Origin of the sequence: Hymenobacter nivis, from assembly GCF_006439025.1 — a bacterium.
GTDB classification, from domain to species: Bacteria; Bacteroidota; Bacteroidia; order Cytophagales; family Hymenobacteraceae; genus Hymenobacter; species Hymenobacter nivis_A.
In genome coordinates this window covers 88,216-110,947 of sequence record NZ_RCYZ01000002.1, presented here as the reverse complement: position 1 = coordinate 110,947, position 22,732 = coordinate 88,216, and the positions used below count along the sequence as shown (strand labels likewise).

General features: G+C 51.8%; 22 protein-coding genes and 4 tRNA genes. All 26 read right to left on the bottom strand.

Annotated features, from left to right (window positions below; all coding sequences use genetic code 11):
- Position 1 precedes the first annotated feature (1 nt).
- The 26 genes from rplP to EAH73_RS04775 all read right to left on the bottom strand — a co-directional run bounded on the left by rplP (position 2) and on the right by EAH73_RS04775 (position 22,678).
- Positions 2-430, bottom strand: coding sequence for a 50S ribosomal protein L16 (rplP, locus tag EAH73_RS04900; RefSeq protein WP_068236399.1), 429 nt, complete (start codon positions 428-430; stop codon positions 2-4).
- A gap of 117 nt (positions 431-547) precedes the next feature.
- Complete coding sequence (gene rpsC, locus EAH73_RS04895) at positions 548-1,417, bottom strand: 30S ribosomal protein S3 (protein ID WP_140465388.1); 870 nt, start codon at positions 1,415-1,417, stop codon at positions 548-550.
- Between the two features lie 5 nt (positions 1,418-1,422).
- Entirely contained in the window at positions 1,423-1,845 is a 423-nt protein-coding gene (gene rplV / locus EAH73_RS04890; protein ID WP_140465387.1) for a 50S ribosomal protein L22, read from the bottom strand.
- Position 1,846: 1 nt separating this feature from the next.
- Positions 1,847-2,125: a 30S ribosomal protein S19 gene (gene rpsS / locus EAH73_RS04885; protein ID WP_068191730.1), complete on the bottom strand. Its 279-nt coding sequence runs from the start codon at positions 2,123-2,125 to the stop codon at positions 1,847-1,849.
- A 3-nt stretch (positions 2,126-2,128) separates the two neighbouring features.
- Positions 2,129-2,956, bottom strand: coding sequence for a 50S ribosomal protein L2 (gene rplB / locus EAH73_RS04880; RefSeq protein WP_070744235.1), 828 nt, complete (start codon positions 2,954-2,956; stop codon positions 2,129-2,131).
- A gap of 33 nt (positions 2,957-2,989) precedes the next feature.
- Positions 2,990-3,277 carry a 50S ribosomal protein L23 gene (gene rplW, locus EAH73_RS04875; protein WP_068236408.1) on the bottom strand — a complete coding sequence of 96 codons (288 nt, stop codon included), beginning with the start codon at positions 3,275-3,277 and terminating at the stop codon, positions 2,990-2,992.
- Positions 3,277-3,915, bottom strand: coding sequence for a 50S ribosomal protein L4 (gene rplD / locus EAH73_RS04870; RefSeq protein ID WP_140465386.1), 639 nt, complete (start codon positions 3,913-3,915; stop codon positions 3,277-3,279). The genes rplW and rplD overlap by 1 nt, the downstream gene beginning before the upstream one ends.
- A gap of 12 nt (positions 3,916-3,927) precedes the next feature.
- Positions 3,928-4,548 (bottom strand): 50S ribosomal protein L3, encoded by a 621-nt coding sequence (rplC, locus tag EAH73_RS04865; RefSeq protein WP_140465385.1) that lies wholly within the window; start codon positions 4,546-4,548, stop codon positions 3,928-3,930.
- A gap of 236 nt (positions 4,549-4,784) precedes the next feature.
- Positions 4,785-5,090 carry a 30S ribosomal protein S10 gene (gene rpsJ / locus EAH73_RS04860; RefSeq protein ID WP_035567915.1) on the bottom strand — a complete coding sequence of 102 codons (306 nt, stop codon included), beginning with the start codon at positions 5,088-5,090 and terminating at the stop codon, positions 4,785-4,787.
- 48 nt (positions 5,091-5,138) lie between these two features.
- Entirely contained in the window at positions 5,139-7,277 is a 2,139-nt protein-coding gene (gene fusA, locus EAH73_RS04855) for an elongation factor G (protein ID WP_140465384.1), read from the bottom strand.
- Between the two features lie 111 nt (positions 7,278-7,388).
- Positions 7,389-7,856 carry a 30S ribosomal protein S7 gene (gene rpsG / locus EAH73_RS04850; RefSeq protein WP_035567919.1) on the bottom strand — a complete coding sequence of 156 codons (468 nt, stop codon included), beginning with the start codon at positions 7,854-7,856 and terminating at the stop codon, positions 7,389-7,391.
- Positions 7,857-7,959: 103 nt separating this feature from the next.
- Positions 7,960-8,391 carry a 30S ribosomal protein S12 gene (gene rpsL / locus EAH73_RS04845; protein WP_068236417.1) on the bottom strand — a complete coding sequence of 144 codons (432 nt, stop codon included), beginning with the start codon at positions 8,389-8,391 and terminating at the stop codon, positions 7,960-7,962.
- 116 nt (positions 8,392-8,507) lie between these two features.
- Positions 8,508-8,828: a DUF3467 domain-containing protein gene (locus EAH73_RS04840; RefSeq protein ID WP_140465383.1), complete on the bottom strand. Its 321-nt coding sequence runs from the start codon at positions 8,826-8,828 to the stop codon at positions 8,508-8,510.
- A 110-nt stretch (positions 8,829-8,938) separates the two neighbouring features.
- Positions 8,939-13,291: a DNA-directed RNA polymerase subunit beta' gene (rpoC, locus tag EAH73_RS04835; protein WP_140465382.1), complete on the bottom strand. Its 4,353-nt coding sequence runs from the start codon at positions 13,289-13,291 to the stop codon at positions 8,939-8,941.
- Positions 13,292-13,594: 303 nt separating this feature from the next.
- Complete coding sequence (rpoB, locus tag EAH73_RS04830) at positions 13,595-17,497, bottom strand: DNA-directed RNA polymerase subunit beta (protein WP_140465381.1); 3,903 nt, start codon at positions 17,495-17,497, stop codon at positions 13,595-13,597.
- 252 nt (positions 17,498-17,749) lie between these two features.
- A complete protein-coding gene (gene rplL, locus EAH73_RS04825) occupies positions 17,750-18,130 on the bottom strand; it encodes a 50S ribosomal protein L7/L12 (protein ID WP_140465380.1) in 381 nt (126 codons plus the stop codon).
- A gap of 66 nt (positions 18,131-18,196) precedes the next feature.
- A complete protein-coding gene (gene rplJ / locus EAH73_RS04820) occupies positions 18,197-18,745 on the bottom strand; it encodes a 50S ribosomal protein L10 (RefSeq protein WP_140465379.1) in 549 nt (182 codons plus the stop codon).
- Positions 18,746-18,760: 15 nt separating this feature from the next.
- Positions 18,761-19,459, bottom strand: a complete 699-nt coding sequence (gene rplA / locus EAH73_RS04815; RefSeq protein WP_140465378.1) for a 50S ribosomal protein L1 — start codon at positions 19,457-19,459, stop codon at positions 18,761-18,763.
- Between the two features lie 18 nt (positions 19,460-19,477).
- A complete protein-coding gene (gene rplK / locus EAH73_RS04810; RefSeq protein ID WP_070744219.1) occupies positions 19,478-19,921 on the bottom strand; it encodes a 50S ribosomal protein L11 in 444 nt (147 codons plus the stop codon).
- A 119-nt stretch (positions 19,922-20,040) separates the two neighbouring features.
- Positions 20,041-20,604, bottom strand: a complete 564-nt coding sequence (nusG, locus tag EAH73_RS04805; RefSeq protein ID WP_140465377.1) for a transcription termination/antitermination protein NusG — start codon at positions 20,602-20,604, stop codon at positions 20,041-20,043.
- A gap of 13 nt (positions 20,605-20,617) precedes the next feature.
- The gene (gene secE / locus EAH73_RS04800; protein ID WP_070744214.1) at positions 20,618-20,812 is read right to left on the bottom strand and encodes a preprotein translocase subunit SecE; all 195 of its coding nucleotides are present in this window, start codon (positions 20,810-20,812) and stop codon (positions 20,618-20,620) included.
- A gap of 62 nt (positions 20,813-20,874) precedes the next feature.
- A tRNA-Trp gene (locus tag EAH73_RS04795) sits at positions 20,875-20,945 on the bottom strand.
- 116 nt (positions 20,946-21,061) lie between these two features.
- Positions 21,062-22,252: an elongation factor Tu gene (tuf, locus tag EAH73_RS04790; protein WP_140465376.1), complete on the bottom strand. Its 1,191-nt coding sequence runs from the start codon at positions 22,250-22,252 to the stop codon at positions 21,062-21,064.
- Between the two features lie 159 nt (positions 22,253-22,411).
- Positions 22,412-22,483, bottom strand: a tRNA-Thr gene (locus tag EAH73_RS04785).
- 17 nt (positions 22,484-22,500) lie between these two features.
- Positions 22,501-22,573, bottom strand: a tRNA-Gly gene (locus EAH73_RS04780).
- A gap of 25 nt (positions 22,574-22,598) precedes the next feature.
- Positions 22,599-22,678: transfer RNA gene (locus EAH73_RS04775), tRNA-Tyr, on the bottom strand.
- Between the last annotated feature and the right edge of the window lie 54 nt (positions 22,679-22,732).

The following is a 22,732-nucleotide window of genomic DNA, read 5'->3' as shown; positions in this document are numbered from 1 at the left end:
ACTATGCAGCGGCTTCAACGTAATCGCGGCGTACCACGAATGTCGTCCGAACCGGCAATTTTTGAGAAGCCAAGCGGAGCGACTCCTTCGCTACCTCCAGCGTCACACCATCCGATTCAAACATAATCTGACCTGGTTTCACGCAGGCTACCCAATACTCGGGCGAACCTTTGCCCTTGCCCATTCGCACTTCAGCAGGCTTCTTGGTGATAGGCTTATCTGGGAAAATTCGGATCCATACTTGCCCTTCGCGTTTCATGGCGCGGGTCATGGCAATACGAGCTGCTTCAATTTGACGAGCCGTAATCCAAGACGTTTCCAGCGACTTAATAGCGAACGAACCGAAGTCTATGGAGCTGCCGCGGTAGGCTAGGCCAGTCACGCGACCCTTTTGCATCTTGCGATACTTGGTCCTTTTCGGTTGTAACATGAGAAATTAAGTAAAAAAAGATTAATAGGGATATGCGGATTATATCCGCAAAAAGTCCATTTCGAAATGTTAAGCCAAAAGAGCTAACATTTCGAAATGGTCTCTTATTCTGCGAAACTAGCGACGAGGGCCACGAGCGGCTCCACCACCTTGAGCGGGACCGTTACGACGAGGACCATTGCTGTCGCCACGGCCAGCACCACCAGCAGGAGCACCACCAGCGGGGTTACCGCCACGGTCACGGCGTGGACCACGATCACCGCCACGGTCTCCGCGCTCACCGCGAGGACCACGATCATCACGACGTCCACCTGCATCACCGCCTGGATTTGTTTGCTGCTGGTTGGGCGACAAGTCGGGCTTACCAAAAACTTCACCACGCATTACCCACACTTTAATGCCGATTTTGCCATATACCGTCTGAGCTTCAGACAAGGCATAGTCAATATCAGCGCGCAAGGTATGCAACGGAGTACGTCCCTCCTTGTACTGCTCTGAGCGGGCAATTTCAGCACCGCCCAAACGACCTCCGCACTGAATTTTGATGCCCTCAGCACCAACCCGCATAGCAGCTTGGATAGACATCTTCATAGCACGACGGAACGAGATACGAGCAGCTAATTGCTGAGCGATGCTTTCACCCACCAATTTAGCATCCAGTTCGGGACGCTTGATTTCAAAGATGTTGATCTGAACATCCTTGTTGGTGATTTGCTTCAGTTCATCTTTAATCTTATCAACTTCCTGACCTCCTTTACCAATCACTACACCTGGACGAGCCGTGTTGATGGTAATGGTGATTCGCTTCAGGGTGCGCTCAATCACAATGCGGCTGATGCCACCTTTCTGAATACGGGCATTGATGTACTTACGGATTTTTTCATCCTCCACCAGTTTCTCGGCGAAGTCTTTGCCGCCATACCAGTTCGAGTCCCAGCCTTTGATGACTCCCAAACGGAAACCAACCGGATTTACTTTCTGTCCCATACGATTTATGAGTTGGCCTCGGCCTGATTTTCGGTGGTGGTGGAATTGGCAACCTGCGCTTGCGCAGCTTTGCTACCAGCCTTTTCAATCATCGTGTCGATTTTCAGCGTCACGTGGTTGCTACGCTTGCGGATGCGGTGGCCACGGCCTTGGGGGGCTGGGCGCAGACGCTTTAATTGCCGACCTTCATCAACAAAAATTTCGCTGATGTAGAGATTTGCCTCTTCAATACGCTGATCTTCGTTGTGCTGCTGCCAGTTGGCTAAGGCCGAAAGGAGCAGTTTCTCTATTTTCTCGGCACCGCTATTAGCTTCAAAGCGGAGCAGGCCTAAGGCGCGCGTCACTTTTTGGCCGCGCACCAAGTTGGCTACCAAGCGCATTTTGCGCGGCGAGGTAGGCACATTGCGGAGTTTTGCTACTGCTTCCATCTTAGCGCTTGCCTTTATCTTTTTTGGCGACGTGACCACGGAAGTTGCGCGTCGGGGCAAATTCGCCCAGTTTGTGCCCTACCATGTTCTCGGTCACATACACCGGGATGAACTTATTGCCGTTGTGAACAGCGAAGGTGTGGCCCACGAAATCTGGCGAAATCATCGAGCGGCGCGACCAAGTCTTTACCACTGATTTTTTACCAGCCGTTTCGAGTGCCGTGACTTTCTTTTCCAGCCGGAAGTCAATGTACGGCCCTTTTTTGAGTGAACGTGCCATATATTACTTCTTGCCTTTGCGGCTCACAATCAGGTTCTCCGAATACTTGTTCTTGTCGCGGGTTTTGTAGCCTTTCGACAACAGACCATTGCGGCTACGCGGGTGACCACCCGACGATTTGCCTTCACCGCCACCCATTGGGTGATCAACAGGGTTCATAGCCACACCACGAACACGGGGACGACGACCAGCCCAACGATTCCGGCCAGCTTTGCCCATGCGCACGTTCATGTGGTCGCCGTTTGAGACGGTACCCACGGTGGCCATGCAGGTAACAAGTACCATACGCATTTCACCCGAAGGCAATTTCAATGTGGCGTAGCGCTCTTCGCGGGCCACAATCTGTGCGTAAGTACCAGCCGAGCGAGCCATAGCTGCACCTTGACCAGGCTGTAACTCAATGTTGTGAACAATGGTACCAAGAGGAATCTCGCGTAGCGGCAACGTATTGCCAACTTCTGGAGCTACCCCGGGACCCGAAACCACTTGCGTACCAACCGTGAGACCGGCCGGTGCAATGATATAACGCTTCTCACCATCGGCATAGCCAAGCAATGCGATGCGAGCGGTACGATTAGGGTCGTACTCAATTGTCTTAACCGTTGCAGGCACACCGGCCTTATCACGCTTAAAATCAACGATACGGTATTGGGTCTTATGTCCACCACCAATATAGCGGTTTGACATTTTACCGGAAGAGTTCCGGCCACCCGATTTTTTGAGGGAAGTCATCAAAGACTTCTCCGGGGTTGACGTCGTTAGCTCGTCAAACGCCGGCGCAACGCGGAAGCGCTGCCCTGGGGTTGTTGGTCTGAGTTTTTTAAGTGCCATTACTAGCTAGTTGTGCTTTTGCGGCGGATATTGCTACAGGTTACCGTAGAAGTCGATAATATCGCCTTCTTTAACGGTTACAATGGCTTTTTTGCCATGTGCGCGGCGGCCAGTGGCTTGGCCACTGCGAGTAGCCTTCGATTTCATTTTACCAATGGTGCGCATCGTGTTGATATCGGTCACCGTCACGCCGTACAACGCTTCGATGTCCTTCTTGATCTGCACTTTATTGGCAGTACGCTCCACTTCAAAAGTGTAGCGACCTTTCTCGTTAAGGCCCGTGGCCTTTTCGGTAACGATGGGACGTTTCAGCGTGCTCATTATTCAGCGGTGCTATAGAGTTGAACCAACGAAGCCATGCCGTCTTCCGAAATCAACAGCGTATCCGTGTTGAGCAGATCGTGAGTGTTAAGGCCAATAGGCGTCGACACTTTCACTTTCTGCAAGTTACGGGCACTGAGGATAACATTCTTGTTTACATCAGCGGTGACAAGCATCGTTTTCTTACCATTGTTCAGCTTAAGGCCGGCCATTATGGCAACAAAATCCTTAGTACGGGGGGCATCCATAGCAATGTTCTCCACAAGGGAGATCTTGCCATCTTTGGCCAAGCTTGACAGCGCCGAGAGACGGGCTACGCGCTTGGTTTTCTTGTTAAGTTTAAAGTTGTAATCGCGGGGCTGAGGACCAAACATACGGCCACCACCTACGAAAACGCCTGACTTCATACTACCAGCACGGGCACCGCCCGTACCTTTTTGCTTTTTGAGTTTTTTCGTGGTGCCGTGCACCTCGTTGCGCTGCTTAGACTTGTGGGTACCCTGGCGCTGATTAGCGAGGTACTGCTTTACGTCCAGGTACATCACGTGCTCGTTAACCTCGAGTCCGAAGATGTCGTCCGACAACGTAACCTTACGGCCCGTGTCTTCGCCTTTGATGCTATATACTGCGAGTTCCATTGCTACGTCGGGTTATTTCTCCAGGACCACGTAAGAATTCTTGGCACCGGGTATCGAACCGCTTACCAGAATCAGATTCTTATCGGCTACTACGCGCATCACCTTCAGATTTTGAATCTTGACGCGGTCGCTGCCCATGCGGCCACCCATCCGCATTCCTTTGAATACACGGGAAGGCCACGAGCAGGCCCCAATAGAACCAGGGTGACGTAAGCGATTGTGCTGGCCGTGGGTCTGACCACCAACACCCTGAAAGTTATAGCGTTTCACTACACCTTGAAAGCCTTTGCCTTTCGAGGTACCAACGACATCGACAAATTCGCCCTCTGCGAAAAGCGAGGCGTCGATAGTAGCACCAGCAGCGTAGGTCGATTCCGCATCGAGGCGGAATTCAACAAGCTTTTTCTTGGGAGTTGTACCAGCTTTAGCGAAGTGACCAGCCAAGGCTTTAGTCGTATTCTTCGCCTTTTTTTCGCCGTATCCAATCTGAACGGCAGTGTAGCCGTCGTTGGCGATAGTCTTAACCTGCGTCACTACGCACGGACCCGCCTCGATGAGCGTGCAGGGAATATTTTTCCCGTCCGGAGTGAAGAGGCTTGTCATACCGATTTTCTTACCGATGATGCCAGGCATTCTATGGAGATTTATGAACACAAAAAGAAAACGACCGAGTGCCGTTTTCGCTAAGGGAGTGCAAAGATAGAATTAAAGTCCGAATTTTCCCAATATGGCGTACAAATAATTTCCAAATGAGGCAGTTAGCTTTTGGCAAATCCATTTTGTTTATAAGATACTTATAATAAATTCTAATAAAAAGCCCCGTTGCGATTGATCGCAACGGGGCTTTTTTAATACAGCAAGTCCGGTCCTCAGACTTTGATTTCCACATCAACGCCGCTAGGCAGTTCCAGTTTCATCAGAGCATCTACGGTTTTCGACGAAGTCGAGAAGATATCCACCAAGCGCTTGTAAGTGCAAAGTTGAAATTGCTCCCGGCTCTTCTTGTTTACGTGGGGTGAGCGCAACACGGTGAATTTTTCCTTTTGAGTTGGCAAAGGAATTGGACCGCTAACGATGGCGCCGGTAGCCTTTACGGCTTTCACGATTTTCTCAGCCGATTTGTCTACGAGGTTGTGATCGTAAGACTTGAGTTTGATGCGAATTTTCTGGTTCATTGAGATTTTGGTCCGATTGACCAAGTTAGTGACCGGTATTATGGGGTATTATTTGGAACCTTTTACTTTAGCAATAATGGCATCTGCCATGTTGCTGGGTACTTGCTCGTAGTGCGAGAACGTAAGCGAAGCTGAAGCGCGACCCGACGAGATAGTGCGCAAAGCTGTTACGTAGCCGAACAACTCCGACAATGGCACATCGGCCTTGATTAGCTGGGCACCACCTTTGGTATCCATACCTTTCATAAGGCCACGACGACGGTTCAAGTCACCCGTGACCGGGCCGGTGTATTCGTCGGGGCAAACCACTTCTACGCTCATAATGGGCTCGAGCAATTTTGGACCGGCTTGGCGAGCGGCCTCCCGGAAACCGCCGCGAGCAGCCAATTCGAATGACAGTGCATCCGAGTCAACATCGTGGAAAGAACCGTGGTAGAGACGCACTTTCATGCCTTCAATTGGGAAGCCAGCCAAGGGGCCCTGCTTCATCGCCTCCTCAAAGCCCTTCTGGATCGGGGCAATGAATTCGCGCGGGATGACGCCACCAACAATGGCATTGTCAAACTCGAAGCCTGGCTTCTCAGGATCAGTTTCTTTCGGACCGAGTTCAAACACGATGTCGCCGAATTTACCACGGCCACCGGTCTGCTTCTTGTACGTTTCGCGATGGTCGACCTTCTTGGTGAGAATCTCCTTATAAGCCACCTGCGGGGCCCCCTGGTTGATTTCCACTTTAAATTCCCGACGCATCCGGTCAATGATAATTTCCAAGTGAAGTTCGCCCATACCGCGCAACACCGTCTGACCCGTTTCAGGGTCGGTGTTTACCTTCAGCGTGGGGTCTTCTTCAATGAGTTTGGCGATAGCCATACCCATTTTATCAACATCAGCTTGCGTCTTCGGCTCGATGGCGTAACCAATTACCGGCTCGGGGAAGCTCATCGACTCAAGCACGATAGGGTGCTTTTCTTCGCTCAGCGTATCACCGGTTTTAATATCTTTAAAACCAACACCAGCCGCAATGTCACCCGCTTGAATTTTATCAATCGGGTTCTGCTTGTTGGAGTGCATCTGCATGAGGCGCGAGATACGCTCTTTCTTGCCGGTGCGGTTATTCAACACGTAAGAGCCAGCATCCAACACCCCGCTATAGCAACGGAAGAAGCACAAACGACCTACGAACGGATCAGTAGCGATTTTAAACGCCAAAGCAGTGAACGGCTCCGAGTTATCAGGGTGACGCTCAATTTCTACGCCAGTCTCAGGGTCAGTACCCATGATAGCGGGCATATCCAACGGCGACGGCAGGTAAGCCATGACGGCATCCAGCATAGTCTGTACGCCTTTGTTTTTGAAAGCTGAGCCGCACATTACGGGCGAGAATTTCATGTCGATAACCGCTTTGCGGATAACAACCATCATCTCTTCACGGGTAATGGAGTCCGGATCATCGAAGAACTTTTCCATCAGCTCGTCGTCGTATTCAGCAACGCTTTCCACAAGCTTCTGGCGCCATTCGGCTACAGTATCTACCAAATCCTCAGGCACGGGAATTTCGCTATACGACTTACCCTCGGTAGCATCATCCCACACGATGGCTTTGCCGGTCAGCAAGTCTACAACACCTTTGAAAGTATCTTCTGCACCAATAGGGATCTGGAGCGGCACGGGGTTAGCCCCAAGTTTGTCCTTGATTTCGGCAACTGCTTTGAAAAAGTCAGCACCGGCACGGTCCATCTTGTTAACAAAGCAAATGCGGGGCACTTGGTATTTGTCAGCTTGACGCCACACAGTTTCCGACTGCGGCTCTACGCCCGACACAGCACAAAACAGAGCTACTGCTCCATCAAGCACGCGCAACGAGCGCTCCACTTCCACCGTGAAGTCCACGTGGCCGGGGGTATCGATCAGGTTGATTTTGTACTGATGCGTATCGGCAATCGGGTCGCCTTTGATATCAGTCGGGTAGTTCCAGAACGTCGTGGTGGCAGCCGAAGTAATCGTGATACCCCGCTCCTGCTCCTGCTCCATCCAGTCCATCGTGGCAGCGCCGTCGTGCACTTCCCCGATTTTGTGGGTTTTCCCGGTATAATACAGAATACGCTCCGAAGTCGTGGTCTTACCGGCGTCGATGTGCGCCATAATCCCGATGTTGCGGAGGTATTGGAGTTCTTTGTTAACGGCCATGATTATGTTTAGGGTCTTAGGAATGAGGGGCCCCAAGGGCTTGGTTGTTCAACGTCAGATTGCGTCAAAAAAATCCAAGTCCCCTGGGGCCCCAAATGCCGGACAACCAATTTAGAATCGGAAGTGCGAGAAAGCTTTGTTGGCTTCTGCCATGCGGTGCGTATCGTCTTTTTTCTTGACGGCAGCGCCTTCACCTTTGGCGGCAGCGATAATTTCGCCGGCCAATTTGTCTTTCATCGTTTTCTCACCGCGGCGGCGAGCGTACTGAATCATCCACTTGGCGCCTACCGAAATGCGGCGGTCAGCGCGCACTTCAATCGGCACTTGGAAGGTAGCACCACCTACGCGGCGGCTCTTCACCTCCACGGTTGGCATTACGTTATTCAGTGCTTTGCGCCACATTTCGAGGCCGCTTTCCTTGGTGCGCTGCTCCACTAGGTCGCAAGCATCGTAGAAAATGGTGTACGCCAGGTTTTTCTTCCCATCGTACATCATGTAGTTCACGAAACGCGTCACCAGCGTCTCTTTGTACTTAGGATCGGGAAGCAGAATGCGCTTCTTCGGTTTCGACTTTCTCATTGTAGTTTTTGGTATTGGGTAGTCGGTAGTCAGCAATTGAAGCCAGTGCCTATCTGAGCCCAGGGGCCCGAATGCTGACTACCAACCACCAACTACTCAATCACTATTTTTTCTTGCCAGGTGCGGCTTTTCCGCCTTTACCAGCGGCTGCGGCAGGCTGACCGGGTTTAGGACGTTTGGCACCATATTTCGAGCGGCGCTGCGTCCGGCCACTCACACCAGCGGTGTCAAGGGCACCGCGGATGATGTGGTAACGCACACCCGGCAAGTCTTTTACCCGGCCCCCACGAATCAGCACAATGCTGTGCTCTTGGAGGTTGTGGCCTTCACCGGGAATGTATGCGTTTACTTCCTTACCGTTGGTAAGGCGCACACGGGCCACTTTGCGCATAGCCGAGTTCGGCTTCTTAGGCGTGGTGGTGTACACACGGGTGCACACGCCCCGACGCTGCGGGCACGAGTCTAGCGCAGGCGACTTTGACTTTGTGGTCAAAGCCTCACGGCCTTTTCGTACTAATTGGTTGATAGTTGGCATTTAGCGAATGATTAGTAGGAGCCGTTTGCCCCCAATTTTTGGCTTGCAAAGGTAAGTTTATTTCCTTACAATAGCAAACTACGTGAGTTGGTTAATTTTAAGTAGCCGCTGGGGCCCTATGCCTCACCCACTGCGCCGCCGAAACTTATCGGGTAATTAGGCGCATCGCTGTGCACCTTAATATGGCCGAATGATTGCTCATAGCGCTCCACATTTTCAGCCAATGCCGCGAGCAAACGCTTGGCATGTTCAGGTGTTACCACGATGCGCGATTTGACTTTAGCCTTCTGCATTCCTGGCATCATCCGGATAAAATCAATTACAAATTCGCTGTTGCTGTGGGCTATCAAGGCTAAATTGGCGTACTCTCCTTCAGCCATTTCCTCCGATAGCTCGATATTGATGGCGTTAGGATCTGGCGTTTGTTCGGGCTGCATAGGATCGTTTTTTTGGCGTTGTACTCAAGAAGGCTTGCCAGTTACTGGGCAAAGTAAAAGCCGACCGGCTCACACCGGTCGGCTTTTACTTTACTCAATGCATAGCCAAATTATTCGGCTACAGTTTCCCGCTTGCCAGCGCGCGAGGGGCGCTTAGCAGGCGTTGCCTCCTCGGCAGCCTTAGCTGCCTGTTGGGCTTCCACTTCGTCTTTCGTTTGCACGATCTGACGGGTATACTCCAGCAAGCCAGTACCGGCCGGGATTAGGTGGCCAACAATCACGTTTTCCTTCAAACCCAACAGTTCGTCGGCTTTGCCACGAATGGCAGCTTCCGACAGCACTTTAGTCGTTTCCTGGAACGAAGCGGCCGAGATGAACGACTGTGTACCCAGGGATGCTTGCGTGATGCCTTGCAGTGTGGGACGTGATACCGAGGGTTGCGCCTCGCGCACTTGCACCAGCTGCAGGTCACGGCGCTTCAGGCTACTGTTCTCGTCGCGGAGGCGGCGAGCGGTCACAATCTGGCCGGGCTTCATGGAGGCCGAATCGCCGGCTTCCGTCACCACCTTCATATCAATGATGGTGTCGTTTTCCTCCATGAACAGGATCTTGTTGATTACCTGGTTCTCGAGGAAAGAGGTATCGCCAGCATCCAAGATCACCACTTTCTGCATCATCTGGCGGACTACCACCTCGATGTGTTTATCGTTGATCTTTACACCCTGCAAGCGGTATACTTCCTGAATCTCGTTCACGAGGTACTCCTGCACGGCCCCGGGGCCCTGAATACTCAGGATATCGGAAGGTGTGATAGCACCATCCGACAACGGCATGCCAGCACGGATAAAGTCGTTGTCTTGCACGAGAATGTGCTTCGACAGCGGCACCATGTATTTCTTCTTCACGCCGTCTTTCGACTCAACGAAGATTTCACGGTTACCACGCTTTACCGAACCGTAGGTCACTACGCCGTCAATTTCCGATACAACGGCTGGGTTCGACGGGTTACGGGCTTCGAACAATTCCACCACACGCGGCAGACCACCGGTAATATCCCGGGTTTTGCCCACCATACGCGGGATCTTGGCCAAGATGTCACCGGCCTTAATCTTCGCGTTGTTCTCGATGTTGATGTGCGAGCCCACGGGCAGGCTATAAGAACGCTGAGCATCAGGGTCAGCCTTTTTACCACCCTTCACAATGATGGACGGGTTTTGAGCCTTGTCTTTGCTTTCAATAACTACCTTCTCACGGTGACCGGTCTGTTCATCCGACTCCTCACGGTAGGTGATACCTTCCGTGATGGCATCGTACTGCACGGTACCATCGTACTCGGCCAGAATAACGGCGTTGTATGGGTCCCAGGTGCACAACTCATGGCCTTTTTCTACCTGCTGGCCTTCCTGCACGAGTAGGAAAGAGCCGTAGGGCACGTGGTTCGAAAGCAACACTTTGCCGGTGCCAGCCTCTACAACTCGGATTTCACCCGAGCGGCCCATTACTACGCCCACGGCTTCGCCGTCGGTATTAGTGCTGGCTACAGTGCGGATGTCTTCAAACTCAACCACCCCGGCGAATTTTGCCTTGATGCCGGCCTCTACGGCAATGTTGGAAGCAGTACCGCCCACATGGAAGGTGCGCAGCGTGAGCTGGGTACCCGGCTCACCAATCGATTGGGCTGCGATAACGCCTACTGCCTCGCCGCGCTGGACCATACGGCCCGACGACAGGTTACGGCCGTAGCACTTACCGCAGATGCCCCGTTTCGATTCGCAGGTCAGTACTGAACGAATCTCTACCGACTCAATGGTCGTTTGATCAACGCGACGGGTAATTTCTTCAGTAATTTCACCACCGGCAACCAAGATCATTTCGTCAGTCAGCGGATCTACGATATCGTGAACCGCTACCCGGCCGAGGATACGCTCAGCCAACGGCTCCACGATGTCCTCGTTGTCCTTCAAAGCGAAGGTTTCGATGCCCCGAAGGGTACCGCAGTCGCTCTGAGTCACGATAACGTCCTGCGCCACGTCATGCAAACGACGGGTTAGGTAGCCGGCATCAGCCGTTTTCATGGCCGTATCGGCAAGACCTTTACGGGCACCGTGCGTCGAGATAAAGTACTCGATTACGTCCAGACCTTCTTTGAAGTTAGACAAAATCGGGTTTTCGATAATCTCGCCCACCGAGCCTTGCAGTGATTTCTGGGGCTTGGCCATCAGGCCACGCATCCCACCAAGCTGGCGAATCTGCTCACGCGAGCCACGGGCCCCCGAGTGCATCATCATGTAGATGGAGTTGAAGCCCTGGTCTTCCTTCTCCAGGCGGCCCATTAGGGTCTCCGTGATCTGGTTGTTGATGCGCGTCCAGATATCAATAACTTGGTTGTAACGCTCGTTATTGGTAATCAGACCCATCTGGTAGTTCTGCGTCACCGCGGCTACGTCAGCTTGGGCTTGCGCAATCAACTCGTCCTTCTCCTTGGGAATATTGATATCACCAAGACCCATGCTCAAGCCGCCTTTGTAGGCCGACTGGAAGCCAAGCGTTTTGATATCGTCTAGGAACTGCGCTGTACGGGCCATGCCCGTGCGCTTAAACACCAACGAAATAATTTGCTGGAGTTTTTTCTTGGTCAGCAACTCATCCACAAAGCCCACCTCAGCAGGCACCATTTGGTTGAATAGCACGCGGCCAGCCACCGTCTCGATCACTTTCGTCACCAAGTCGTCGTTCTCGTCGCGGATGATCGTACGCACCTTGATGTAGGCGTGCTTCGATAGCTTGTTCTCATTCAAGGCAATCACCACTTCCTCATCTGAGTAGAACACACGGCCTTCGCCTTCGATCTTCTCGTTTTCGGTGCTGCGTTTGCCTTTAGTCACATAGTACAGTCCGAGCACCATGTCCTGCGAAGGCACCGCGATGGGGGCCCCGTTGGCTGGGTTCAGGATGTTGTGCGAAGCCAGCATCAGCATAGAGGCTTCCAAAATGGCGGCCGGGCCCAGGGGCACGTGCACAGCCATCTGGTCACCGTCAAAGTCAGCGTTGAAGGCAGTACAAACCAGCGGGTGCAGTTGGATAGCCTTGCCCTCAATTAGGCGCGGCTGGAACGCCTGGATACCCAAGCGGTGCAACGTAGGGGCCCTGTTAAGCAACACGGGGTGGCCCTTTAGCACGTTCTCCAAGATATCCCAGACAACGGCGTCTTTGCGGTCCACAATTTTCTTGGCCGATTTCACCGTTTTCACAATACCGCGCTCAATAAGCTTGCGGATGATGAACGGCTTGAATAGCTCAGCAGCCATGTTTTTGGGCAAGCCGCACTCATGCAATTTGAGCTCGGGGCCCACTACGATAACCGAACGGCCTGAATAGTCCACACGCTTACCAAGCAGGTTCTGACGGAAGCGACCCTGCTTGCCTTTCAGCATATCGGAAAGCGACTTCAAAGCCCGGTTGCCTTCGGCGCGCACAGCATTCACCTTACGCGAGTTGTCGAAGAGCGAATCGACAGCTTCCTGCAGCATACGCTTCTCGTTCCGCAGAATCACCTCCGGGGCCTTAATCTCAATTAGGCGCTTGAGGCGGTTGTTACGGATGATAACGCGACGATACAGGTCGTTCAAGTCCGAAGTAGCGAAGCGACCACCATCGAGCGGCACCAATGGGCGTAGCTCAGGCGGAATCACCGGCACCATGCGGATCACCATCCACTCGGGCTTGTTTTCTACGCGGGTAGCTGCATCGCGGAACGCCTCTACCACGCGTAGGCGCTTCAAAGCCTCGGCCTTACGCTGCTGCGAGGTTTCATGCGCAGCCGAGTCACGGAGCGAGTAGCTAAGCTCATCAAGATTGATGCGCTCCAACAGCATCTGCAAAGCGTCGGCCCCCATCTTGGCGATGAATTTGTTGGGGTCTTCGTTCGGCAGCATCTGGTTTTCGCGGGGCAGCTTATCGATTACGTCCAGATACTCATCCTCCGTCATGAAGTCGAGTTGCTGCACGCCTTCTTCAGCCATTGCACCGGGCTGCACCACTACATAGCGTTCGTAGTAGATAATCTGGTCAAGCTTCTTAGTGGGCAAACCCAGCAAGTAGCCGATTTTGTTAGGCAGCGATTTGAAGTACCAAATGTGCGCAACGGGCACCACTAATTCAATGTGGCCCATCCGCTCACGGCGGACTTTCTTTTCGGTCACTTCTACGCCGCACCGGTCACAGATAATGCCTTTGTAACGAATGCGCTTGTATTTGCCGCAGTGACATTCCCAGTCCTTCACAGGGCCGAAAATGCGCTCGCAAAATAGACCACCCATCTCGGGCTTGTAAGTGCGGTAGTTGATGGTTTCAGGCTTCACCACTTCCCCCGTCGAGCGCTCCAGAATCACTTCCGGCGACGCGAGCGAAATAGTAACCTTGGAGAAGTCTTGGACTAACTTCTTATTTTTTGCGAAAGCCATTAGGTATGTGTTAAGCTTTTAGCTGTTTGGCTTTAACTGCCAGAGTCTTCTCTAACAGTTTGACGCTACGAAAAGTGCTCTACGGGTCAGACAGGTACGCCGCGTAGTAGATCTTCGTCAGGTCTTCTCTTTATCTGCAAACTATAAGCGGTCGGTTCCTCTACTGCCCTGACCTGTCTCGGGACAGCTGTTTCGTACTGACCACTCTTCAACCAAGCGATAGACTGACAAGGCAAGTGCCCTGTATCTTATTAAATTTTATTGAGGGTTAGCCACAGTAAGCAGCTAACCCCCAACAGAAACTTATTCCAGCGTGATTTCCAGTGCCAAGCCACGCAACTCGTGGATCAGCACGTTGAACGACTCGGGAATGTTCGGCTTGGGCAATACATCGCCTTTCACAATGGCTTCGTAAGCTTTAGCACGGCCCACCACGTCGTCCGATTTCACGGTCAGGATTTCCTGGAGCACGTTGGAAGCACCGAAGGCTTCCAAGGCCCAAACTTCCATTTCACCAAAACGCTGGCCACCGAACTGTGCCTTACCACCCAGCGGCTGCTGCGTGATGAGCGAGTACGGCCCAATGGAACGGGCGTGCATCTTGTCATCAACCAAGTGACCCAACTTGAGCATGTAAATCACACCCACAGTCACTGGCTGGTCAAACTGCTGTCCGGTCAGGCCATCGTGCAGGTAGGTGCGGCCGAAGTGCGGCAGACCAGCTTCCGTCAGTTCTTTCGATACTTCTGCTTCCGTAGCACCGTCAAAAATCGGCGTCGAATAACGACGGCCCATTTTCAGACCGGCCCAGCCAAGCACAGTTTCATAGATCTGGCCAATGTTCATCCGGCTTGGTACACCCAATGGGTTCAGCACAATGTCCATCGGCGTACCATCGGCCAAGAAGGGCATGTCCTCATCGCGCACGATGCGTGCCACAACCCCTTTGTTGCCGTGGCGGCCAGCCATTTTATCACCTACTTTCAGCTTACGCTTCTTGGCTATATAAACCTTGGCCAGTTGCACAATGCCAGCGGGCAATTCATCACCCACTTCCAGCGTGAAACGGTTGCGCTTAAAATGCGCCGTGATGGTGTTGCGGCGCTTGGCGTAGTTCTTCACCAACGTCAGCAGCATGGCGTTCACGCGGGCGTCAGCCGTCCAGCCTTCCAGAATTAGGTCTTTGAAAAGATTTACCTCTTCCGGTACGGCGTAGTTGCTTTCATCCTTATAAGGATTCTTTTCGGGGAAAAGGCCCTCGTTGATGTTTTTGCGGTTGAACTTAACACCCTTCGCAATCATCTCCTCGCCAAAGCGGTGCTTGATACCCTGCGACGTTTTGCCTTCGAGCAATTGCACCAGCTTGTCGACCATAATGGCCTTGATGCCGCGCAGCTCGTGTGCGTACTTGTCTTTCAGGTCTTCCACTTCCTTCTTCGACTTAGCCCGCAGGTTTTTGTCTTTCTTAGGACGCGAAAACAGTTTGGTGCCAATCACCACACCCTGTAAAGAGGGCGGCGCTTTGAGCGAAGCATCTTTAACATCGCCGGCCTTATCACCGAAGATAGCGCGGAGTAGCTTCTCTTCCGGAGTTGGGTCCGTCTCACCCTTGGGCGTGATTTTACCAATCAGAATATCACCTTCGCGTACCTCAGCACCCAAACGGATAATACCGTTGTCGTCAAGGTTGCGGACGGCCTCTTCGCTCACGTTAGGAATTTCCGAAGTCAGCTCTTCCTCACCACGCTTGGTTTCGCGTACTTCCAACTCAAATTCCTCGATGTGAATTGAGGTGAAAATATCGTCGCGAACTACGCGCTCTGAGATGACGATGGCATCCTCGAAGTTATAACCTTGCCAAGGCATAAAGGCTACCTGCATGTTACGTCCCAAAGCAAGTTCGCCTTGGTTAGTACCATAGCCTTCGCACAATGGCTGCCCCTTGCTCACCCGCTCGCCGCGTTTTACCAACGGCGTTAGGTTGAGGCAAGTATCTTGGTTGGTACGGCGGAATTTGATAAGGTCATAAGTGATGCGCTCAGCATCGAAGCTTATCATTACCTCGTCTTCTGACAAGTCGTATTTAACGATGATCTTGTTGGCGTCCACGTAATCAATTACGCCTTCACCCTCCGACACCACCAGCGTGCGCGAGTCAGTAGCGATGCGACCTTCCAAGCCGGTACCCACAATAGGGGCCTCGGGACGAACCAACGGCACGGCCTGGCGCTGCATGTTCGAACCCATCAGGGCCCGGTTAGCATCGTCATGCTCCAGGAAAGGAATCAGCGAAGCAGCTACCGACACAATCTGGTTCGGGGCCACGTCCATGTAAGAGTACTCCTCAGGGTTTACAACTGGAAAGTCACCTTCGAAACGGCCCTTCACCAATTCTTGGGTCAGTTTGCCATCGTTATCAAGCAAAGAGTTGGCCTGGGCAATGTGGTGGGTATCCTCCTCCTCAGCAGTCAGGAACTTCACATTGGAGCTCATATCCACCTTGCCGTCTTTTACATCGCGGTAAGGTGTCTCGATAAAGCCCATCGAGTTAACGCGGGCGTGAACGCAAAGCGATGAAATCAGGCCAATGTTAGGGCCCTCCGGGGTTTCAATGGTGCAAAGACGACCATAGTGCGTGTAGTGCACGTCACGTACTTCGAAACCAGCACGCTCACGCGACAGACCTCCTGGTCCGAGAGCCGATACGCGACGCTTATGCGTTACCTCGGCTAACGGGTTGGTTTGGTCCATAAACTGCGACAACTGGTTCGTACCGAAGAACGAGTTGATCACGCTGGACAGCGTCCGGGCGTTAATCAAGTCGACAGGCTTAAAATCCTCGTTATCGCGCACGTTCATGCGCTCTTTAATAGTACGAGCCATACGGGCCAGTCCTACGCCGAATTGCGCATAAAGCTGCTCACCCACCGTGCGTACGCGGCGGTTGCTCAAGTGGTCAATATCATCAACAATGGCCTTTGAGTTAATCAAGCCAATCAGGTACTTCACGATCAAAACAATGTCCTGATTGGTCAACACCCGTGAAGCTTGGCTCATGTCAATGGCCAGCTTCTTATTAATGCGGTAACGGCCTACTTCCCCGAGGTCGTAGCGCTTGTCCGAGAAGAACAGCTTCTGGATGATGTCGCGGGCAGTCTCTTCGTCAGGGGCCTCCGTGTTACGGAGCTGGCGATAAATCTGCTCCACAGCCTCTTTCTCCGAATTGGAGTTGTCCTTCTGAAGCGTATTATAGATAATGGCAAAATCCGCGATGTTTACGTTCTCGCGGTGCAGAATAACCGATTTTGCCCCAGCCTCTAGGATGGTATCAATATCAGCCTCCTCAATCATTGAGTCACGCTCCAGCAGCACTTCGTTCCGATCGATGGAGACCACCTCACCGGTATCTTCGTCCACGAAGTCTTCCGTCCAAGTACGCAGCACCCGGGCAGCCAACTTACGGCCAACTGCTTTTTTGAGGTTTTTCTTATCGGCTTTTACTTCCTCCGATAGCCCAAACAGGTCGAGAATATCTTTGTCAGTACCGTAACCGATGGCGCGGAGCAGCGTCGTAACTGGAAACTTCTTTTTACGGTCGATGTAAGCATACATCACGTTATTCACGTCCGTGGCAAATTCAATCCACGATCCTTTGAACGGAATAATGCGTGCTGAATAAAGCTTGGTACCATTGGTGTGCTTGCTCTGAGCAAAAAACACCCCTGGTGAACGGTGCAACTGCGATACGATAACCCGCTCGGCACCGTTGATAACAAACGAACCCTTTTCGGTCATGTAAGGGATGTTACCCAAAAACACTTCCTGTTCGATTGTCTCAAAATCTTCATTATCCTTATCATTGCAGATAAGGCGCAACTTAGCCTTTAGGGGCACAGAATACGTTAGGCCCCGGTCAATACACTCATCAACCGAATATTTAGGCGGGTCAACGTGATAATCTATAAAGTTCAGTACGAAATTTTCGCGCGAATCGGAAATAGGGAAGTTCTCGGCGAATACCTTGAACAAACCTTCGTTTGACCGATTCTCAGCGGCAGTTTCCAACTGAAAGAAATCCTGGAACGACTGCACTTGCACGTCCAAAAAGTCCGGATATTCAATAACCTTTCTAATCTTAGCGAAACTGATTCGCTCAGCGGCGGCCGATTTCTGGAGCGCGGCCGTTTTTGCTTTCGGTGTAGCCAATGCGGAGGGGATTAAAAGATGGACACGGAAGCGTAAAAGTGGGAGCCACCTAGTAAAGTGGATGTTCAACTCTGCCAACCTATTGGTTTACAGCCCAAAACAATTCCGTAAAACAGAACTGTATGTTGACACAACGAAGCGCAAACCAAGTGGCCCGCGCTCCGGCAATACTACAAACAGGAAAAGACCTGGCTAAGTTGCCAGGTCTAATCCTTATTCGAAGCAAGTTAAGTACAGCTTCAGGAGCTGCAATTACTTCACCTCTACTTCGGCACCAGCTTCTTCCAACTGCTTCTTCAGCGTGTCGGCTTCGTCTTTAGTTACGCCTTCTTTCAGGGGCTTGGGAGCGCCATCAACCAGCTCTTTGGCTTCCTTCAGGCCGAGGCCGGTCAGGTCTTTCACCAATTTTACTACGGCCAGTTTAGCACCACCGGCAGCTTTCAAGATAACGTCAAACGACGTCTTCTCCTCAGGAGCCTCTTCAGCAGCGCCGCCGCCACCGCCAGCCATCATTACAGGAGCAGCAGCAGCGGGCTCGATGCCATACTCGTCCTTCAGGATACCAGCCAGTTCGTTTACTTCTTTCACCGTCAGGTTTACGAGCTGCTCAGCGAATGCTTTCAAATCTGCCATTTCAGTAGATTGTTAAAAAAAGGTGTTGTTGAAAATAATATTGAAGTGCGAGAATTCAGCAGGTACTTAAACTGCCTCTTTCTCGGAAAGCGTTTTGAGGATACCAGCCAGCTTGTTACCGCCGCTTTGTAGCGCAGAGATAACATTCTTAGCAGGCGACTGCAGAAGGCCGATGAGTTCACCGAGCAATTCTTGCTTGCCTTTAATGGTAATCAGACCTTCTAGCTGATTAGAGCCAAGATAGATGCTTGCATCTACATAGGCACCTTTCAGCACAGGTTTAGGTGTTACGTTACGGCCATAAGCCTGCGACTTGTAAAAGTCACGCAACAGCTTAGCCGGAGCCGAGCCACTCTCTTGCGAGAACAGTACACCTGATTGGCCTTTCAGCGCGGCATCCATCTCCGAAGTATCGTGGCCTAAGGTATCAAGTGCCTTGCGAATAAAGGTATTCTTGTACACCTTATATTCCATGCCGCGGTTGAAGCATAGACGACGAAATTCGTTGATTTTCGCTACTGACATCACCGAAGCATCGACGATGTAGAACGAGTTGTGCGATTGAAACTTCTCGCTCAACTCGTCCACTAGGGTTTGCTTTTCTTCCCTGTTCATGGGTGAGTCGTTTAATTAGTTAGCGGAAGTAACCTGGCTATCAACCGGCACACCGGGCGACATTGTGCTGCTCAAGGTAATGCTCTTGATGTAAGTACCTTTCGAAGAAGAAGGCTTCAGGCGACCCAATGTTTGGATGATTTCCAATGCATTTTCAGCCAGTTTACTTTCGTCAAATGATACTTTACCTACTGAACAATGAATAATACCAGTTTTATCGACTTTGAAGTCAATTTTACCAGCTTTTACTTCTTGCACAGCTTTGGCAACATCGGTTGTTACCGTACCCGATTTGGGGTTCGGCATTAGGCCACGGGGGCCCAATACACGGCCCAAACGACCTACTTTAGCCATTACAGCCGGCATGGTGATGATAACGTCGATGTCGGTCCAACCTTTCTCTATTTTCGAGATATAGTCATCCAAACCTACAAAATCGGCACCAGCGGCAAGGGCTTCAGCCTCCTTATCAGGAGTCACAAGCGCCAAAACACGTACTGTTTTACCAGTACCGTGGGGCAGCGTTGCTACACCGCGCACCATTTGGTCAGCTTTGCGGGGATCAACGCCCAAGCGAACGTCAATGTCAACCGAAGAATCAAACTTAGTGTAGGAAATGTCCTTCACTACTTTTGCAGCTTCAAGAAGGCTACGCACCTCCGTCAGGTCATATTTGGCAAGGGCATCCTTGCGCTTTTTAGTGATCTTTGCCATTTGCTTTTCTCCGTTTAATTATTCTGCAAAGGGAGAATCGCCCTTGACGGTGATGCCCATGCTGCGGGCCGTACCGGCCACTTGCTTCATGGCCGACTCTACCTTAAAGGCATTCAAGTCGGGCATCTTCGTTTCGGCAATGGTACGGATCTGATCCCACGTAACCGAACCTACCTTATTACGGTTGGGCTCTTTCGAACCACTCTGCAACTTGGCTGCCTCCATTAGGAGCACCGGTGCGGGAGCAGTCTTCACCACAAAGTCAAAAGACTTATCGGTGTACATGGTAATCAGTACGGGACAGATTTGGCCGGCCTTATCCTGGGTGCGCGCATTAAACTGCTTGCAGAACTCCATGATGTTAAGGCCTTTGCTACCAAGTGCAGGTCCTACCGGCGGCGATGGGTTCGCTGAGCCTCCCTTTATCTGCAAGCGCAGATAACCTCTAATTTCCTTGGCCATTTGATTTGTAAGGCTGTGGTTTTTGCGTCGTAACTCGCAATTGCCTCAGTTAGTAGTATACTCCTATTTGGAAGCCCAGCCGACCCGGAGCCAATGGTCGACATGGTATAATTAGGGCTCTAGGCCTCTTTTTCTACCTGGGTGTAATTCAATTCCATTGGCTGCGAACGGCCAAATATTTTTACGATTACGTTGAGTTTTTTGCGCTCTTCAAAAATTTCCGACACGGTGCCCGACATACCAGCAAAACCACCGTCGGTAATTTTCACCAATTCGCCTACTACGTACGGCTTATCAAGCGTTGCAACCTGCTCTTCGGCTTCGTCTACGATGCCGAGTATACGATTGACCTCAGTGATATGCAAGGGAACAGGCTTATTGTTAGCAGCATCCTTCTTGTCCTTATCACCTAAGAACCCTATCACACCAGGGGTGCTGGTTATGATGTGGTCCACTTCTCCATGACCTAGATCAGCATGAATGATGATATAGCCGGGGTAAAGATTACGCTCACGAACGCGCTTTTTACCATTACGCATCTCAAATACCTTTTCCACTGGAATCAGTACTTGCGGAACCAACTCGGTTAGGTTGTGGCGACCAAGCTCAGTTTCAAGGTAATTTTTGGCTTTTTTTTCCTGGCCACTCACTGAGCGTACCACGTACCATTTCAATTCGCCCATCTTTTATTACTGATTAGCGAAACGACTGATAAAAAGCCGTCAGGCTTTTATTGAATGCAACGTCCATTACACCCACGACTGCGGCGAACACCAACGAACCGATAAGTACCAGTCCAGCGCTCTTTTGCAATTCAATGGCTGTGGGCCACGTCACGCTATAACGCATTTCCTCGGCAGTAGCACGGAAATAATTGGTTAGCTTGTTCATTGCAGAAGGGACTGGCTGAGCCAGCAAAAATGAACCGAATGCGAGGCAACCGCCTCAGAATGCACGAGTGGAGAGATTCGAACTCCCATCAAAGGTTTTGGAGACCTCTATTCTACCCTTGAACTACACTCGTAAAGAACACTCCCGTGGACAATATTTTACCAACGGGAGTGCAAAGGTACTAAAACTTGGTGACAAAACAAATCCGCTCCTGCGGAGGCAGGAGCGGATTTGTTTTAATCGATCGAACTAGTCGAGTACTTCCGTTACCTGACCGGCACCTACCGTACGGCCACCCTCGCGGATAGCGAAGCGGAGGCCTTTCTCCATCGCCACTTTGCTGATCAACTCAACAGTGATGGTGATGTTGTCGCCGGGCATTACCATCTCCACGCCCTCGGGCAGGGTGATAATACCGGTAACGTCGGTGGTACGCAGATAGAACTGCGGACGGTAGTTGTTGAAGAACGGAGTATGGCGGCCGCCTTCCTCTTTCGAGAGAACGTACACCTCAGCCTTAAACTTCTGGTGGGGAGTTACCGAGCCGGGCTTGCAGATTACCATGCCACGACGGATATCGTCCTTTTCAATGCCACGAAGCAGCAGACCAACGTTGTCGCCAGCTTCGCCACGGTCCAGGATTTTGCGGAACATCTCCACACCCGTTACCGTCGACTTAAGGCCTTGCTTAGCACCCATGCCGAGGATATCAACTTGCTCACCCGAGTTGATGATGCCGCGCTCGATACGACCGGTGGCTACAGTGCCACGGCCGGTGATCGAAAACACGTCCTCAACAGGCATCAGGAAGGGCAGGTCGGTCAGACGAGCAGGAATCGGAATGAACGAGTCAACCGCGTCCATCAGCTCGTTGATTTTCGGCACCCAGTTACCGTCGCCGTTCAAACCACCGAGGGCCGAACCTTGGATAATCGGAATGTTATCACCGTCGAAGTCGTAGAACGAAAGCAGCTCACGGATTTCCATCTCCACCAGCTCGAGGAGCTCGGGATCATCCACCATGTCCACTTTGTTCATAAACACCACCAGCTGGGGCACACCTACTTGACGGGCAAGCAGGATGTGCTCACGGGTCTGGGGCATAGGGCCATCGGTAGCAGCTACCACAAGGATAGCACCGTCCATCTGAGCAGCACCGGTTACCATGTTCTTCACATAGTCGGCGTGGCCGGGGCAGTCCACGTGAGCATAGTGACGGTTGGCCGTCGAGTACTCTACGTGCGAGGTGTTGATGGTGATACCACGCTCTTTTTCCTCGGGAGCGTTGTCGATCGAGGAGAAGTCACGCTTTTCGGCCAGGCCCTGGTTTGCCAACACCATCGTGATAGCAGCGGTCAGGGTCGTTTTGCCGTGGTCCACGTGGCCGATGGTGCCGATGTTAACGTGCGGCTTGGACCGGTCGAAATTTTCTTTAGCCATTGTAAAGATTGAAAAAAGAGGGTGGTGAATTTTAAAAAATAGGGCCCTACGGCAAGAAAGCGAAACTCAGCCCCCAAAAGTTCAGGAAAACTGCGCGTCGCTTACTTCTTGTGGAGCTTGCCAATGGCGGGTGAGCCAATCGGACTTGTAAATAATATGAGCCATTTATGGGATTTGAACCCATGACCTCTTCCTTACCAAGGAAGTGCTCTACCACTGAGCTAAAACGGCTTATTCTGTTTGAAATGAGCGGGAGACGAGGTTCGAACCCGCGACCTGCAGCTTGGAAGGCTGCCGCTCTACCAACTGAGCTACTCCCGCAGGTGGCAATCAATATTTATAAAAGTGGGGGTAACAGGACTCGAACCTATGAACCCGAAGGAGGTGAGTTACAGTCACCCGCAATTGCCGCTATGCGATACCCCCAAATTTGGCGCTAGCCGGCCGATTACCTGCAAGCATTCCTTTCGATTCACTAAT

Excerpts from the sequence above, each read along its gene's own strand:
- rplK (WP_070744219.1), bottom strand. The coding sequence starts at position 19,921 with ATGGCCAAGGAAATTAGAGGTTATCTGCGCTTGCAGATAAAGGGAGGC.
- rplD (WP_140465386.1), bottom strand. The coding sequence starts at position 3,915 with ATGGAACTCGCAGTATATAGCATCAAAGGCGAAGACACGGGCCGTAAG.
- nusG (WP_140465377.1), bottom strand. The coding sequence starts at position 20,604 with ATGGGCGAATTGAAATGGTACGTGGTACGCTCAGTGAGTGGCCAGGAA.
- EAH73_RS04840 (WP_140465383.1), bottom strand. The coding sequence starts at position 8,828 with ATGCAGCCCGAACAAACGCCAGATCCTAACGCCATCAATATCGAGCTA.
- rplJ (WP_140465379.1), bottom strand. The coding sequence starts at position 18,745 with ATGAACAGGGAAGAAAAGCAAACCCTAGTGGACGAGTTGAGCGAGAAG.
- rpsS (WP_068191730.1), bottom strand. The coding sequence starts at position 2,125 with ATGGCACGTTCACTCAAAAAAGGGCCGTACATTGACTTCCGGCTGGAA.
- rplW (WP_068236408.1), bottom strand. The coding sequence starts at position 3,277 with ATGAGCACGCTGAAACGTCCCATCGTTACCGAAAAGGCCACGGGCCTT.
- fusA (WP_140465384.1), bottom strand. The coding sequence starts at position 7,277 with ATGGCCGTTAACAAAGAACTCCAATACCTCCGCAACATCGGGATTATG.
- tuf (WP_140465376.1), bottom strand. The coding sequence starts at position 22,252 with ATGGCTAAAGAAAATTTCGACCGGTCCAAGCCGCACGTTAACATCGGC.
- rplA (WP_140465378.1), bottom strand. The coding sequence starts at position 19,459 with ATGGCAAAGATCACTAAAAAGCGCAAGGATGCCCTTGCCAAATATGAC.
- rplC (WP_140465385.1), bottom strand. The coding sequence starts at position 4,548 with ATGCCTGGCATCATCGGTAAGAAAATCGGTATGACAAGCCTCTTCACT.
- rplP (WP_068236399.1), bottom strand. The coding sequence starts at position 430 with ATGTTACAACCGAAAAGGACCAAGTATCGCAAGATGCAAAAGGGTCGC.
- rpsJ (WP_035567915.1), bottom strand. The coding sequence starts at position 5,090 with ATGAACCAGAAAATTCGCATCAAACTCAAGTCTTACGATCACAACCTC.
- rplB (WP_070744235.1), bottom strand. The coding sequence starts at position 2,956 with ATGGCACTTAAAAAACTCAGACCAACAACCCCAGGGCAGCGCTTCCGC.
- rpsL (WP_068236417.1), bottom strand. The coding sequence starts at position 8,391 with ATGCCAACTATCAACCAATTAGTACGAAAAGGCCGTGAGGCTTTGACC.
- rpoC (WP_140465382.1), bottom strand. The coding sequence starts at position 13,291 with ATGGCTTTCGCAAAAAATAAGAAGTTAGTCCAAGACTTCTCCAAGGTT.
- rplL (WP_140465380.1), bottom strand. The coding sequence starts at position 18,130 with ATGGCAGATTTGAAAGCATTCGCTGAGCAGCTCGTAAACCTGACGGTG.
- rpsG (WP_035567919.1), bottom strand. The coding sequence starts at position 7,856 with ATGAGAAAGTCGAAACCGAAGAAGCGCATTCTGCTTCCCGATCCTAAG.
- rpsC (WP_140465388.1), bottom strand. The coding sequence starts at position 1,417 with ATGGGACAGAAAGTAAATCCGGTTGGTTTCCGTTTGGGAGTCATCAAA.
- rplV (WP_140465387.1), bottom strand. The coding sequence starts at position 1,845 with ATGGAAGCAGTAGCAAAACTCCGCAATGTGCCTACCTCGCCGCGCAAA.
- secE (WP_070744214.1), bottom strand. The coding sequence starts at position 20,812 with ATGAACAAGCTAACCAATTATTTCCGTGCTACTGCCGAGGAAATGCGT.